Here is a 14,838-nt window from a genome sequence, read left to right on the forward strand (position 1 = left end):
TTAAGCCTCGTCACGCCGATGGTACTGCGTAACAGTGGGAGAGTAGGTAGCCGCCATTTTTAGAGAAGCCTCGCCAGTCTTTATTGACTGGCGGGGATTTCTTGTTTTGGCAGTTTAGGAAAAAATAGCTATATTTGCCGACGACAATTATTTTATTAAACGTTTAAAGCAAATTAAAAGGTATGAAAACAAAACTTTTTTTGGCTGCTGTAGCAGTAACATTTTCTTTCGCTGTGATCTCTTGTTCTGGTAACAAAGCTAATAACGCTGCCGCTTCTGAAGGTGAAGAAGCAACAGTTGAAACTGTAGAAGCTGTTGCTGTTGAAGCAACTGACTCTTGCTGCCAGGCGAAAGACTCTTGTGCTACTGCTTGCGATAAGAAAGCTGATTGCACAGAAAAGAAGGAATGCTGTGATAAAAAGTAATCTATTGATTTAGAACGATAAATTAAAAGGGGGTATAGTGTGTCCGCACTATGCCCCTTTTTCTGTTTGATGAAATACGGGGCTTTATTAGTAATACTTTTCTGCTAATAACCGACTTTAACTTATGAAATGAAATTATTTTCGATAAAAAAGTAACGTATTATTTGGTAGTACAGAAATAATCCATACCTTTGCACCGTCAAACTATAAAAGAGACAAAAAATGAATCAGATGTTTATACATATTCTACTATGCGGTATTATTATTCTACTATCAAAGGTTAGTGGAAGTGAGTGCTGCGCGTAAATGTGTATACTGAAAATATACGAAAGCCTTTCTCACTTCCAAGTGTGAAAGGTTTTTTTTTGAGCCAATAATAACATAAAATGATAGAAGATGGACAATAGGTTATTTATTTTTGATACCACCCTTCGGGATGGTGAACAGGTTCCGGGATGCCAGTTGAACACAGTGGAGAAGATTCAGGTAGCGAAGGCACTCGAAGCTTTGGGGGTCGATGTAATTGAAGCCGGCTTCCCCATCTCCAGCCCGGGAGATTTTAATTCTGTGATTGAAATTTCTAAAGCGGTGACTTGGCCCACTATTTGTGCTTTGACCCGTGCTGTTCAGAAGGATATTGATGTAGCGGTAGACGCTTTGAAATTCGCCAAGCATAAACGTATCCATACAGGTATCGGTACTTCTGATTCTCATATTAAATATAAATTCAACTCCAATCGGGAAGAGATTATCGAACGCGCGGTAGCAGCAGTGAAGTATGCACGTCGTTTTGTGGATGATGTGGAATTTTATGCAGAGGATGCAGGACGTACCGACAATGAATATCTGGCACGTGTGGTAGAAGCGGTTATCAAAGCGGGAGCCACAGTGGTGAATATACCGGATACAACGGGTTACTGTCTGCCTTCCGAATATGGTGCAAAGATTAAATATTTGATTGATCATGTAGACGGCATTGATAACGCGATTCTTTCTACTCACTGTCATAACGATTTGGGAATGGCAACAGCAAATACGATTGCTGGTGTTCTGAATGGAGCCCGTCAGGTAGAGGTGACCATTAACGGTATCGGCGAACGTGCTGGAAATACCGCTCTCGAAGAAATCGCAATGATTATCAAGAGTCATCATGAGATCGATATTCAGACCAATATCAATACACAGAAGATTTATCCGACCAGCCGTATGGTATCCAGTTTGATGAATATGCCTGTCCAGCCGAATAAAGCAATCGTAGGTCGCAATGCTTTTGCCCATTCATCGGGTATCCATCAGGATGGTGTGTTGAAGAATGTAGAAACTTACGAGATTATCGATCCGCATGATGTAGGCATCGATGATAACTCTATCGTACTGACTGCCCGTAGCGGACGTGCGGCATTGAAGAATCGCCTGTCGTTGTTGGGAGTTAACCTGGATCAGGAAAAACTGGATAAGGTATATGAGGAGTTTCTGAAACTGGCCGATAAGAAAAAAGATATCAATGATGATGATGTATTGGTATTGGCAGGAGCAGACCGCAGCCAGAATCATCGTATTAAGTTGGAGTATTTGCAGGTGACAAGTGGTGTCGGTGTACGTTCGGTTGCTAGTCTGGGACTGAATATTTCCGGTGAGAAGTTTGAAGCTTGTGCGAGTGGTAATGGTCCGGTGGATGCTGCCATCAAGGCTCTGAAAAAGATCGTAGATCGTCACATGACATTGAAAGAATTCACTATTCAGGCTATTAGCAAGGGAAGTGATGATGTAGGTAAGGTTCATATGCAGGTGGAATATGATAATCAGATTTATTATGGCTTCGGAGCAAATACGGATATTATAGCCGCATCGGTAGAAGCTTATATTGACTGTATTAATAAATTCAAGGCATAAAGGAACAGCGAAAGTGGTACTGAAATACGTACCCTGCATTAATTATAAATCATACATAGTAAAAATAGATATAACAGATGAATACATTATTTGATAAAATATGGGATGCCCACGTGGTGACTACGGTGGAAGATGGGCCGACACAACTTTATATTGATCGTTTATATTGTCATGAAGTGACCAGTCCGCAGGCTTTTGCCGGATTGCGCGAGCGTGGCATCAAGGTATTGCGTCCGGAAAAGGTATTCTGTATGCCCGACCATAATACTCCGACACATGATCAGGATAAACCGATTGAAGACCCGATCTCCAAGACTCAGGTGGATACACTGACGAAAAATGCGAAAGATTTCGGTCTGACCCATTTCGGTATGATGCATCCTAAAAACGGAATTATCCATGTGGTAGGTCCGGAACGTGCACTGACACTGCCGGGCATGACGATTGTTTGCGGTGACTCGCATACTTCTACTCACGGTGCAATGGGAGCTATCGCTTTCGGCATCGGTACCAGTGAAGTGGAAATGGTACTGGCTTCACAATGTATCCTTCAGTCAAGACCGAAAACAATGCGAATTACCGTAGATGGCGAACTGGGTAAAGGAGTGACTGCGAAAGATGTCGCTCTGTACATGATGTCTAAGATGACTACCAGCGGAGCTACCGGTTACTTCGTGGAATATGCAGGTTCGGCCATCCGCAATCTGACTATGGAAGGACGTCTTACTCTTTGTAATCTGTCCATTGAAATGGGAGCACGTGGTGGTATGGTTGCCCCGGACGAAGTGACTTTCGAATATATCAAAGGACGTGAGAATGCTCCGCAAGGGGAAGCATGGGATCAGGCTATGGAATACTGGAAAACGCTGAAGAGCGATGATGACGCCGTATTCGATCAGGAGGTCCGTTTTGATGCAGCGGATATCGAGCCGATGATTACGTACGGAACCAATCCGGGCATGGGAATGGGAATTACGCAAAACATTCCTACTACGGAAGGAATGGGAGAGGCTGCACAGGTTTCTTTCAAAAAATCGATGGAATATATGGGATTCCAGCCGGGTGAATCGTTACTGGGTAAAAAGATTGATTACGTATTTCTGGGTGCTTGTACTAATGGCCGTATTGAGGACTTCCGCGCATTCGCTTCTCTAGTGAAGGGACGCAGGAAAGCGGATAATGTAATCGCATGGCTGGTTCCGGGATCATGGATGGTTGATGCACAGATTCGTAAGGAAGGAATTGACAAGATATTGACTGAAGCGGGATTTGCAATCCGTCAACCGGGATGTTCAGCATGCCTTGCGATGAATGATGACAAGATTCCTGCAGGAAAATATTCAGTATCGACCAGCAACCGTAACTTTGAAGGTCGTCAGGGACCGGGTGCCCGTACTTTACTGGCCAGCCCGTTGGTTGCTGCTGCCGCTGCGGTGACAGGAGTGATTACCGACCCGCGTGAACTGATGTAATTTCAATCGTAATTTGTAAATATTTAAATTGTAAACAGAAAGATGGCTAAGACAAAATTTAATATAATAACAAGTACTTGTGTACCCCTTCCTTTAGAGAATGTAGATACTGACCAGATTATTCCGGCACGTTTTCTGAAAGCAACGACTCGTGAAGAGAAGTTTTTCGGTGATAACCTGTTTCGTGACTGGCGTTATAATGCCGATGGTTCCTTGAACAAAGATTTTGTGCTGAACGATCCTACATATAGCGGACAGATATTGGTGGCAGGAAAGAACTTCGGTTCGGGTTCCAGCCGCGAACACGCAGCCTGGGCGATTGCCGGATATGGTTTCCGTGTGGTAGTATCGAGCTTCTTTGCCGATATTCACAAAAATAATGAGCTGAACAACTTCGTACTTCCGGTAGTTGTTACTGAAGGATTTTTGCAGGAACTCTTTGACTCGATCTTTGCCGATCCGAAGATGGAAGTGGAAGTGAACCTTCCCGAACAGACCATCACTAATAAAGCAACGGGTAAGAGTGAACATTTTGAAATCAACGCTTATAAGAAACTTTGTCTGATGAACGGATTGGATGACATAGACTTCTTGCTAAGCAATAAAAATAAAATAGAAGAATGGGAAAACAAGGCGTCAAAATAGAGATCATGGACACAACGCTCCGTGACGGTGAACAAACCAGCGGAGTATCTTTTGTGCCCCATGAGAAACTAATGATTGCCCGTTTACTATTGGAGGATTTGAAGGTAGACCGGGTAGAGGTTGCTTCAGCACGTGTATCGGAAGGTGAGTTTGAAGCCGTGAAGATGATTTGTGATTGGGCAGCCCGCCGCAATCTGCTTCAGAAAGTGGAAGTGCTGGGATTTGTGGACGGTCATACTTCGGTGGACTGGATACAACGTACCGGGTGCCGTGTCATCAATCTTCTTTGTAAGGGGTCATTGAAACATTGTACCCAACAATTGAAAAAGACTCCCGAAGAACATATCGCAGATATTATCAACGTAGTACATTACGCAGATGAACAGGATATCGGAGTGAATGTATATCTGGAAGACTGGAGTAACGGAATGAAAGATTCTCCCGAATATGTGTTTCAGTTGATGGATGGCTTGAAGCAGACAAGCATCAGACGTTATATGTTGCCCGATACATTGGGAATCCTGAACCCGCTGCAGGTGATAGAATATATGCGGAAGATGAAGAAGCGTTATCCGAATACCCATTTTGATTTTCACGCGCATAATGACTATGATCTGGCGGTAAGTAATGTGCTGGCTGCCGTGTTGAGTGGTGTCAGAGGACTGCATACTACGATCAACGGACTTGGCGAACGGGCCGGTAATGCGCCCCTTTCCAGTGTGCAGGCTATTCTGAAAGATCATTTCAATGCAATGACCAATATTGACGAAAGCCGCCTGAATGATGTCAGTCGGGTAGTAGAATCCTATTCCGGTATTGTAATTCCTGCCAATAAGCCGATTGTGGGAGAGAATGTCTTTACACAAGTTGCAGGCGTTCACGCCGACGGCGATAATAAGAATAATTTGTATTGTAATGATTTACTTCCCGAACGTTTCGGACGTAAACGTGAGTATGCATTAGGAAAAACAAGTGGGAAGGCAAATATCCGTAAGAACCTCGAAGATCTGGGACTGGAACTCGATGAAGATGCCATGCGCAAGGTAACGGAGCGAATCATTGAACTGGGGGACAAGAAAGAATTGGTGACTCAGGAGGATTTGCCGTATATTGTATCGGATGTATTGAAACACGGGGCGATAGGCGAGAAGGTCAAGCTGAAGAGTTATTTTGTAAATCTGGCTCACGGTCTGAAACCGATGGCGACTTTAAAGATCGAAATAAACGGAAAGGAATACGAAGAAAGTTCAAGTGGCGATGGTCAGTATGATGCTTTCGTACGTGCGTTGCGCAAAATTTATAAAGTGACGTTAGGACGTAAATTCCCCATGTTGACGAATTATGCGGTATCTATCCCACCGGGTGGGCGTACGGATGCATTTGTGCAGACAGTAATTACCTGGAACTATGACGAACAGGTGTTCCGTACCCGTGGACTTGATGCCGACCAGACGGAGGCTGCCATCAAAGCAACAATGAAGATGTTGAATCTACTTGAAGAATAAGTTGATTTTATATTAACATGCATTTGATGCTTCCGATATGACAGAGATTAATTAACTTTGAGTAGTATAAAAGATAAAAAGAAAAGTAACATGGATTTTAAAATTGCTGTATTAGCAGGCGACGGTATCGGACCGGAGATTTCGGTACAAGGTGTAGATGTAATGAGTGCCGTTTGCGAGAAGTTTGGTCACAAAGTAAGTTACGAATATGCAATCTGCGGTGCAGATGCGATTGATAAAGTAGGTGATCCGTTCCCGGAAGAAACATATGAGGTTTGCAAGAATGCAGATGCTGTTTTGTTTTCAGCCGTAGGTGATCCGAAGTTTGATAATGACCCTACTGCGAAAGTTCGTCCGGAGCAGGGATTGCTGGCAATGCGTAAGAAATTGGGATTGTTTGCTAATATTCGTCCGGTACAGACATTCAAATGCCTGATCCATAAATCTCCGTTGCGTGCGGAACTGGTTGAGAATGCGGATTTCATCTGCATCCGTGAGCTGACCGGCGGTATGTACTTCGGTGAGAAATATCAGGATAATGATAAAGCATACGATACAAACTACTACACTCGTCCGGAAATTGAACGTATCCTGAAAGTTGCTTTTGAATATGCAATGAAACGCAGAAAGCACCTGACTGTGGTAGACAAGGCAAATGTTCTGGCTTCTTCCCGTCTGTGGCGTCAGATTGCACAGGAAATGGCTCCCAATTATCCGGAGGTGACAACTGACTATATGTTTGTGGATAATGCTGCCATGAAGATGATCCAAGAACCAGCTTTCTTTGACGTGATGGTGACTGAAAATACATTCGGGGATATTCTGACTGACGAAGGTTCTGTTATCAGCGGCTCTATGGGATTGCTTCCTTCGGCTTCTACCGGTGAAAGTACTCCGGTATTCGAACCGATTCATGGTTCATGGCCACAGGCGAAGGGCTTGAATATTGCGAACCCGTTGGCACAGATTCTGTCTGTAGCTATGTTATTTGAATACTTCGACTGCAAGGAAGAAGGTGCGCTGATTCGTAAGGCGGTTGATGCATCACTGGATGAAAACGTACGTACACCTGAAATTCAAGTGGCCGATGGTGCCAAATACGGTACAAAGGAAGTAGGACAGTGGATTGTTGACTATATCAAGAAGGCTTAAACAGATCTTCTGAATAAGATATATGGAGGCTGGATTCTTTAAATGGAGTTCAGCCTCTTTTTTGTTCATTCCGTTTCTTTGTTTTTTTACTGAAGAAAATGAGTCCGTTGGGAGAAAAACCTAGTCGGACTGTTAAAAAGTAAAAGAGTAAGATATTTGCTAATGAAAAACAGTACATTTGCACAGATTAATACACAAGTGCTATGACAAAAAATTATCTATTCTTACTGTTGGGTTTGCTGCTTGCAGCGTGTAGTTCTGATGACAAGGACGAACAACCGATTTTAGTAACCAATGTTGTAATGCCTGCTTCGGGAACAGTATTCAAGCCCGGTGAAAAGGTAACGATAATGGCGAAAGGATTTCAAGACAATGATGAAATCATGTTCGATATTCGCTGGCCGCTTCAAGACGAAGTGCTGCATGAAGGATATGCTAAAGGGGGACGGGGTGTTATAACGGAAAAGACGGCTACGAGCATTACTTTTCTGGCTCCCGGACACTGGCCTGCTTCTACAACGGAAATCTTGTTACGCTGCTCCGGTCAAATGATGTCTTTAGGAAAGATTTCGGTGGCGGATGGACAGGCACCCAAAGATTTTCAGCTTTATGGTATCATTAATTCCCGTTCCAATACCCACCGTCCTCATGCTATCGAATACATCAATCTTGAAAAGCCTCAGACGGCAGAGATAGTACGACTTGCAGACAATCAAGACTTCTCTTGTGTAGTCAACCTTCCCGGAAGCTGGAGCCTTAGTGGAGTATGGACGAAGGATGATCGCCGTACGACCGGACTTTATGATCTTTCTATGAACTATTGGGAAAAGCCGGGAGCTGATCAGCTTGTAACAATGGGGATAGCGACCGCTAACTCTGTATTTGGGGTATATCAAGGCGGAGACCGTTTATTTGTTAAAACAGTTAATGTGATGCCCTATACCAGAATGTATGTGCCGGAGAAACCTGATTATGGTTTTCTGCTGCCCGAAGGGATGAAGGCTGAAGCATTGTCACGTTATCCCTGTATACAAATGAGTGATGGAAATATACTCTGTTCGGCTGATAACGGCGATGGAACTTTTTCACCAGTAGTCTTGAACGGGCAAAATATAGAAGAGAAAAGTATATATGTTGGCGAACCGATAGAGGCTGTGGCATTGATCCCTTTTTGGATAGTTAAGCCTGTAGAAGGTATGGGAACGGCTAAATATACACGTGTTGGCGGATATATCGTATCGAAGAGAAATGGTGCTACAATAACAGAGGGAGATGGAACAGAATTTAGGCTATGGAACCCGACTACAAAGATGCTGGATGAACCTTTCACCACATTCCCTAATGCTGCGTGTTCAGTAGCCACACTTGTTTCGGATGATTTTAAGAAACAGGAGCTTTATGTATTGTTTTTGATGGTAGTCGGAATGGAAGGCTGATTTATGTATATGATTTACTAAAAGGTAGCTGGGAGTCATTATATCCAGGGGGCGGATTTCCTTATTCAGAAATCGTATTAGCCCGATAAGGTTATTACTCAGCTCTTCTCCGGGCTACTATGCACAAAGGCCCTTTTTCATGCTTATATGAAGCAATGGAGACAAAGCCGGACTGCAAGAGTATGGATTTCAATTCATCACAAGAACGAATAATCATCCCGTCAATCAGATTTGTCCAAGTTTTGACTGACAGGTTATTCAGTTCGCAGCAAATCAGGAAATGTCCGTTTCGCTTTAATACCCGTGTTACTTCGGTGAATGCTTTCGGAAGATCGTTCCAAAAGTAAACCGTCTCGAAGGCAGTGACCACGTCGAACATTTCATCGGTATAAGGCAGTGTGTCTACCGTGCCTTGTTCTATAAAACAGCGGGTGGAAAGATATTTCTTGTTTTTCTTCTGTGCGAAAAGGACACTTTCCGGAGAAATGTCAATGCCGTATGCTTTTCCTTGCGGACAGCGATGCATCAGCTGTGTAAGATTGGCTCCGCCACCGCAACCAATGTCGAGCACATTCCATTCCTTATTCCATACTATATGTGACATTCCCCATTCGGAAAGCAAAGTGTGTCGTTTGTTCATTTCCCGGAGAATGACTCTTCCCCAAAAGCCTTCAGGCTTTTTGAGATTGTGGAATAACTTATGGATGATATTTCTTTTGCCCATGTTATAAACTAACTTTGCACGATGGAATAGATGATAATGCCTGCTAAAGTCAGCAATCCGGTATAGATCATAACTTCTGTTTGTTTCATTCCGGCACCCTTTCCAGGAACAGGAGTGTCTGACTGAAGTCGTGCCGTTAACTTGTGGGCGATAAAGTAGAACAGCCAACCTCCGAATCCACCGATAATGGCTCCTGCTACTAAATCACCGGGATAATGCAATCCCAGGTACAGGCGTGTATAAGAGTTGGTAAATGCCCAAAGTACGATAAATATGCTTAACCAGCGTTTACGGAACAGGCAAATCAGAAATATGGCAAGTCCGAAAGAATTGGCAGCATGACAGGAAGGGAAACCGAATCCTCCTCCTCGTCTTCCATTCACAATATAGACCAAATCCGCTATCGGATTTTCCGGATTGGAGGGACGCAGGCGACCTACCAGCGGACGAAGAAAACTATTGCACATCTGATCGGCAAACGTGATAGTGAGGGCGATCGCTACCACATAGCACAAAGCCACTTTCCAATGAAAATTCTTGAGCAGTATATATAAGATACTGGCATACATCGGGACCCATATAACTTTACCTGTGAATGCACTCATGAAGTAATCCCAGAAAGGCGAATGTATTCCATTGAAGAACAAAAGCAGTTGGGTGTCTATATCCGAAAGAAATTCTATCATAAAATAAATCGTATTATTAAAAGGTGGATTTGTCTGATCTTATCGCTTAGCCAGGTCATCATATAGTTTCTGAAGGAAGGCTTTGCCTTTTTCCAGATTGGCTCCTTTCTCTGTCCCCTCATCTATCTGGACGGTGTTGGCATCCAGATTGTACACTAATTGATTTTCCGCAGTCACCATGCCAAACAGTGTCGGTTCCGTGAAATACCCGAAGTGGGGAGAAGACGGATTAAAGATATTCTTGCTGAAAGTAAAGTCATCATGCGGCAATCCGAGCTGAGAAAGCAGCGTAGCGGCAATATCGATCTGCGAAGCGTATGTGTCTACTACTCGTGGTTCTTTCACGGCCCCTCCGATCAGTATTAGCGGAATTGTATGCCCTTCCAGCGGATTTTCTACCGGACGCGGATAAGCTCCCAAATGATCCGGTACAAGTACGATCAGTGTATTCTTCCACATCGGGGTCTCCTTATACTGTCTCACAAAATCTCCTACGCAACTATCAGCATAGGCGAAAGCATTCAGCACTTTATCGTCTAATCGGTAGAACGGAACTTCAAACGGCTCGTGACTGCTTGATGTTTGCACGATTTTAAAGAAAGGTTCCTGCTGCTTCTCTTCTTTGAGGTCTTTCAGGAAACGTTGGAAAAGTGTATGATCCGGTGCTCCCCATTTACCCTGACGTTCGGACAAAGGAAAATCCGTCTCGGAGATAATCTTCTCAATACCCGATGAAACCAAATAAGAGCGCATATTGGTGAAGTCTGCATCCCCTCCGTAATAGTATTCCAAACTGTATCCGGCATTTTTCAGACTGCGAGGAATGGAAGGAAGTCCGTCCGTTTTCTCAGGATACTTCATTATGCTGGTACTCGGCTGACCGGGATAACCACTGATAATAGATGCCAGTCCTCGATCCGTCCGGAAACTGTTTGCGTAGAAATTAGTGAATAACACTCCTTCTTTACCGAATTTATCCATATTCACTGCTACATTCGGCTGTCCCCCCATTGTTTCCATTAAGTGTGTAGAAAAACTTTCGAGGATAATAAAGATGATATTCGGGCGTTGAGTATTTAGAATTTGCGGGATACTGTCTGTTGCTGCCACAGGTTTATCCAGCATTTCGGCCAACAGGTCATCTGCAACTTTCGGGTCCATAAACCGATATTGCTTATCGAAATTGTTTTGATGGGTAGCAGAATACATAAAACTGAATGCCGGATTGATGGCTGCATGATTCATCCGTTGGTTTTGGCTATAGTATACTTTGCTCAGGTTCATTGTCGATACGGAAAAACCGCCACGGATAGGAATGAAGAGCGCAGCTGTCAGTAATAAAAGGACGAGAGATACATACTGCCGCTGATAAGGTATCTTCAACGGTGCTTTCTCCCGGATAAGTACGGCGTAGAAAATACCGTAGAGGATGGCTGCATAGATCAGCATAGCTAGGATTCCGAGTAATATGAACCAGAAGCTGACGCTTGCCATGGCATCTTTCGGAGATGAGAAGAAGTAGAAGATCGGGGTGGCATCCAGCCGGAATCCCCAGAAACCGTATAAGCCCAGATCGATGATGAAGATGCAGGACATCACAAAAGCGATGATTCCAAAGTAACCTTGCCGGATGCGGCGTAGTATGGAAGATTTCGTCCAGGCGGAAGCGATAAGCAGGAAGCCCGGGATGGCAGTCAGATATCCTGCCAGTGAGAAATCCAGCGGCAAGCCGTGCCACATCACGCTGAAATAATCGCCGATTGAGGCGTCTGTATAGAGTTCATGGTAGTAAGCCATGAAAATAGGTTTTTGAAGGACAAACAGAAGAACGAACAAAAAATAAGTCGTGAGAAATTGCAGGATTCTCTTTTTCATATCTATAAACTTAAAAATATTGAACGGAGACAAAGGTACAATTCTTTTCTGTATCTTTGCGCATCAACCTGATAAAACGAGGTGAATGATGGCAAAAATTGCGAATAAATTAACAGATTTAGTGGGTAATACACCTCTAATGGAACTTTCCGGATATAGTGGAAAGTATGGTCTTAATCAGAATATTATCGCTAAACTGGAGGCTTTTAATCCGGCGGGAAGCGTAAAAGACAGAGTCGCTCTTTCTATGATTGAAGATGCGGAGGCCCGCGGGGCACTGAAACCCGGTGCCACCATTATCGAACCGACCAGCGGAAATACGGGAGTCGGACTGGCGATGGTAGCTACCATTAAAGGGTATCACTTGATATTGACTATGCCCGAAACGATGAGCTTGGAACGGCGAAACCTGTTGAAAGCACTGGGGGCGCAGATTGTGCTAACAGATGGCTTGGGCGGGATGGCTGCTTCTATTGCCAAGGCGCAGGAGTTGCGCGATAGTATCCCCGGATCTGTGATCCTGCAACAGTTTGAAAATCCTTCGAATGCTGCTGTCCATGAGCGGACAACAGGAGAGGAAATCTGGCGGGATACGGATGGTGAAGTGGCAGTGTTCGTTGCCGGAGTAGGAACCGGAGGTACGATTTGCGGCGTGGCACGCGCCTTAAAAAAACATAATCCGGATGTTCATATCGTTGCGGTTGAACCTGCGTCGTCTCCCATATTGGCAGGAGGTCAGGCAGCATCACACCGCATACAGGGAATCGGGGCGAATTTTATTCCGAAACTTTATGATGCTTCTGTAGTGGATGAAGTGATAGGTGTGCCCGATGACGAAGCCATTCGTGCGGGGCGAGAGCTGGCTGCGACAGAAGGTTTGCTGGCCGGAATCTCTTCGGGAGCGGCCGTATATGCAGCCCGACAGTTGGCACAGCGTCCGGAGTTCAGGAACAAAAAAATCGTTGCGTTGTTACCTGATACGGGAGAACGCTATCTGTCGACCGAGTTGTTCGCTTTTGATGCCTATCCTTTGGATTAATATTTGAATCATGATAAGAATTATTTTAATTTTATTTCTTAGCTTTCCGGTTGCCCTGTGTGCGCAGACCTATCAGCAATTATCAGAAAAGGCAATTGAATATATCGAAATGGACAGTCTTTCCAAAGCCGAAGAACTACTGCTTCAGGCTTTGAAACTGGAGCCGAAGAATGCAAAGAATGCTATGCTTTTTTCCAATCTGGGATTGGTGCAGCGTCGGTTGGGTGAATATGACAAGGCACTCGAATCTTATTCTTTTGCGCTGAACTTTGCTCCATTGGCAGTACCTATTCTGCTGGACCGAGCTGCGATTAATCTGGAAATGGGGAATACAGACCGTGCTTATACCGATTATTGTCAGGTACTTGACGAAGATAAACAGAATAAAGAAGCGCTGTTGATGCGGGCATATATCTATGTGCTCCGGAGGGATTACCCCGCGGCACGAATCGATTATAATCGCTTGTTGGAGATTGACCCGCAAAGTTATAGCGGTCGGCTTGGGCTGGCTACCTTGGAACAGAAAGAAGGAAAATTCAAGGAAGCGCTCGAAATTCTTAATAAGATGATTACGGCAACTCCCGAAGACGCGACTCTTTACATTGCCCGTGCAGATGTGGAACGGGAGATGAAGCATGAAGATCTGGCTTTGGTCGATTTGGAGGAAGCTATTCGCCTGAATCCTTCTTCGGCGGATGCCTATTTGTTGCGTGGCAATATTTATCTGACACAGAAAAAGAAAGCATTGGCAAAGATGGACTTTGAAAAAGCTATTTCGCTGGGCATACCTCCTGCTGATTTGCACGAGCAGCTGAAACAATGTAAATAAAAGACAAAACTAAAAACATATTACTACTAATTAATACCCAAACAGAAAATGAAACGTATTGTTTTTTTAGATTACGTGCGCGTGTTCGCATGTTTCCTCGTTATGGTGGTACACGCCAGTGAAAACTTTTATGGTGCTGCCGGATCTACGGACATGGCGGGACCGCAATCTTTTTTAGCCAGTGAAGCAGACCGATTGTGGGTGGCCGTGTACGATGGTTTTTCACGCATGGCAGTACCATTGTTTATGATTGTCTCTGCTTATCTGCTGGTACCGATGAAGGAGGGACAGACTTCATGGCAGTTCTACCGCCGACGCTTCACTCATATCCTGCCACCGTTTTTTATATTTATGATACTCTATAGTATCCTGCCGATGTTGTGGGGACAGATAGACAGCGAGACATCAATAAAGGATATGTCTCGAATATTCCTGAACTTCCCGACGCTTGCCGGACACCTTTGGTTCATGTATCCCCTGATAAGTCTTTACCTGTTTATACCTATTATATCTCCTTGGTTGAGTAAAGCCACTGCAAAAGAAGAACGTTTCTTCATAGGACTGTTCCTGTTATCAACGTGTATGCCGTACTTCAATCGCTGGTTTGGTGAAGTGTGGGGGCAGTGTTTTTGGAACGAATACCATATGTTGTGGTATTTCTCAGGCTATCTTGGATATCTTGTGTTGGCACACTACATACGTGTACACTTAAAATGGGATCGTTCCAAACGTTTCATTGTAGGACTCATTTCAATGGTTGCCGGGGCTGCGCTGACTATTTACTCATTCTATATACAGGCTATTCCCGGAATTACTCATTCTACCCCTGTCATAGAAATAGGATGGGCTTTCTGTACGATTAACTGTGTACTTCTTACAGCGGGTACATTCCTTCTCTTCACTTGTATAAATCGGCCGGAAGCTCCGCGTTTCGTAACAGATATGTCGAAACTTAGCTATGGTATGTACCTTATGCATATATTCTGGCTCGGGTTATGGGCGACAGTATTCAAAAATACGCTGGAACTGCCTACTGTTTCCGCCATCCCATGTATTGCAGTGACTACATTTGTCTGCTGTTATATAACGACAAAGATTATCTCATTCATACCGGGCAGTAAATGGATTATAGGCTAAATAGATCGGATGTTCTTGAA

The 14,838-nt window shown here is 44.1% G+C and carries 14 protein-coding genes; 11 read left to right on the forward strand and 3 right to left on the reverse strand.

The genetic code is table 11. The features are described 5' to 3' along the window. The first annotated feature begins 182 nt into the window (after positions 1–182). From KTR07_RS18085 to KTR07_RS28465, 8 genes are all read left to right on the forward strand, one after another. On the forward strand, positions 183–425 hold the full coding sequence (locus KTR07_RS18085) for a hypothetical protein (RefSeq protein WP_008763195.1): 243 nt from the start codon (positions 183–185) through the stop codon (positions 423–425). Positions 426–821: 396 nt separating this feature from the next. Continuing rightward, positions 822–2,318, forward strand: coding sequence for a 2-isopropylmalate synthase (locus KTR07_RS18090; RefSeq protein ID WP_008763196.1), 1,497 nt, complete (start codon positions 822–824; stop codon positions 2,316–2,318). A gap of 77 nt (positions 2,319–2,395) precedes the next feature. Further along, complete coding sequence (gene leuC, locus KTR07_RS18095; RefSeq protein WP_008763197.1) at positions 2,396–3,790, forward strand: 3-isopropylmalate dehydratase large subunit; 1,395 nt, start codon at positions 2,396–2,398, stop codon at positions 3,788–3,790. Between the two features lie 42 nt (positions 3,791–3,832). Further along, positions 3,833–4,435, forward strand: a complete 603-nt coding sequence (gene leuD, locus KTR07_RS18100) for a 3-isopropylmalate dehydratase small subunit (RefSeq protein WP_008763198.1) — start codon at positions 3,833–3,835, stop codon at positions 4,433–4,435. Then, positions 4,411–5,940 (forward strand): alpha-isopropylmalate synthase regulatory domain-containing protein, encoded by a 1,530-nt coding sequence (locus KTR07_RS18105; RefSeq protein ID WP_008763199.1) that lies wholly within the window; start codon positions 4,411–4,413, stop codon positions 5,938–5,940. The genes leuD and KTR07_RS18105 overlap by 25 nt, the downstream gene beginning before the upstream one ends. 90 nt (positions 5,941–6,030) lie before the next feature. After that, complete coding sequence (gene leuB, locus KTR07_RS18110; RefSeq protein ID WP_008767701.1) at positions 6,031–7,092, forward strand: 3-isopropylmalate dehydrogenase; 1,062 nt, start codon at positions 6,031–6,033, stop codon at positions 7,090–7,092. 203 nt (positions 7,093–7,295) lie between these two features. Next, positions 7,296–8,528, forward strand: a complete 1,233-nt coding sequence (locus KTR07_RS18115) for a DUF4784 domain-containing protein (RefSeq protein WP_254306560.1) — start codon at positions 7,296–7,298, stop codon at positions 8,526–8,528. After that, complete coding sequence (locus KTR07_RS28465; protein ID WP_371737218.1) at positions 8,528–8,617, forward strand: WD40-like domain containing protein; 90 nt, start codon at positions 8,528–8,530, stop codon at positions 8,615–8,617. The genes KTR07_RS18115 and KTR07_RS28465 overlap by 1 nt, the downstream gene beginning before the upstream one ends. Before the next feature lie 5 nt (positions 8,618–8,622). On the opposite strand, the gene KTR07_RS18120 is transcribed toward KTR07_RS28465, so the two are convergent. The 3 genes from KTR07_RS18120 to KTR07_RS18130 are packed head-to-tail and all read right to left on the reverse strand — an operon-like array spanning position 8,623 to position 11,813. Then, positions 8,623–9,252 carry a class I SAM-dependent methyltransferase gene (locus KTR07_RS18120; protein WP_008767703.1) on the reverse strand — a complete coding sequence of 210 codons (630 nt, stop codon included), beginning with the start codon at positions 9,250–9,252 and terminating at the stop codon, positions 8,623–8,625. Between the two features lie 8 nt (positions 9,253–9,260). Further along, on the reverse strand, positions 9,261–9,938 hold the full coding sequence (lpxF, locus tag KTR07_RS18125) for a lipid A 4'-phosphatase (protein ID WP_011108022.1): 678 nt from the start codon (positions 9,936–9,938) through the stop codon (positions 9,261–9,263). Between the two features lie 39 nt (positions 9,939–9,977). Continuing rightward, positions 9,978–11,813, reverse strand: a complete 1,836-nt coding sequence (locus KTR07_RS18130; RefSeq protein ID WP_008767705.1) for an LTA synthase family protein — start codon at positions 11,811–11,813, stop codon at positions 9,978–9,980. Positions 11,814–11,901: 88 nt separating this feature from the next. On the opposite strand from KTR07_RS18130, the gene cysK reads away from it, so the two are divergent. From cysK to KTR07_RS18145, 3 genes are read left to right on the forward strand one after another with little or no spacing between them, the layout of a single operon-like run. Then, positions 11,902–12,852: a cysteine synthase A gene (gene cysK, locus KTR07_RS18135; protein ID WP_008767706.1), complete on the forward strand. Its 951-nt coding sequence runs from the start codon at positions 11,902–11,904 to the stop codon at positions 12,850–12,852. A 10-nt stretch (positions 12,853–12,862) separates the two neighbouring features. Beyond that, entirely contained in the window at positions 12,863–13,681 is an 819-nt protein-coding gene (locus tag KTR07_RS18140; RefSeq protein ID WP_008763207.1) for a lipopolysaccharide assembly protein LapB, read from the forward strand. A 48-nt stretch (positions 13,682–13,729) separates the two neighbouring features. After that, a complete protein-coding gene (locus KTR07_RS18145) occupies positions 13,730–14,818 on the forward strand; it encodes an acyltransferase (RefSeq protein ID WP_008767707.1) in 1,089 nt (362 codons plus the stop codon). Positions 14,819–14,838 lie beyond the last annotated feature (20 nt).

This window comes from Bacteroides sp. MSK.20.82 (assembly GCF_019052485.1).
Classification (GTDB): Bacteria; Bacteroidota; Bacteroidia; order Bacteroidales; family Bacteroidaceae; genus Bacteroides; species Bacteroides thetaiotaomicron.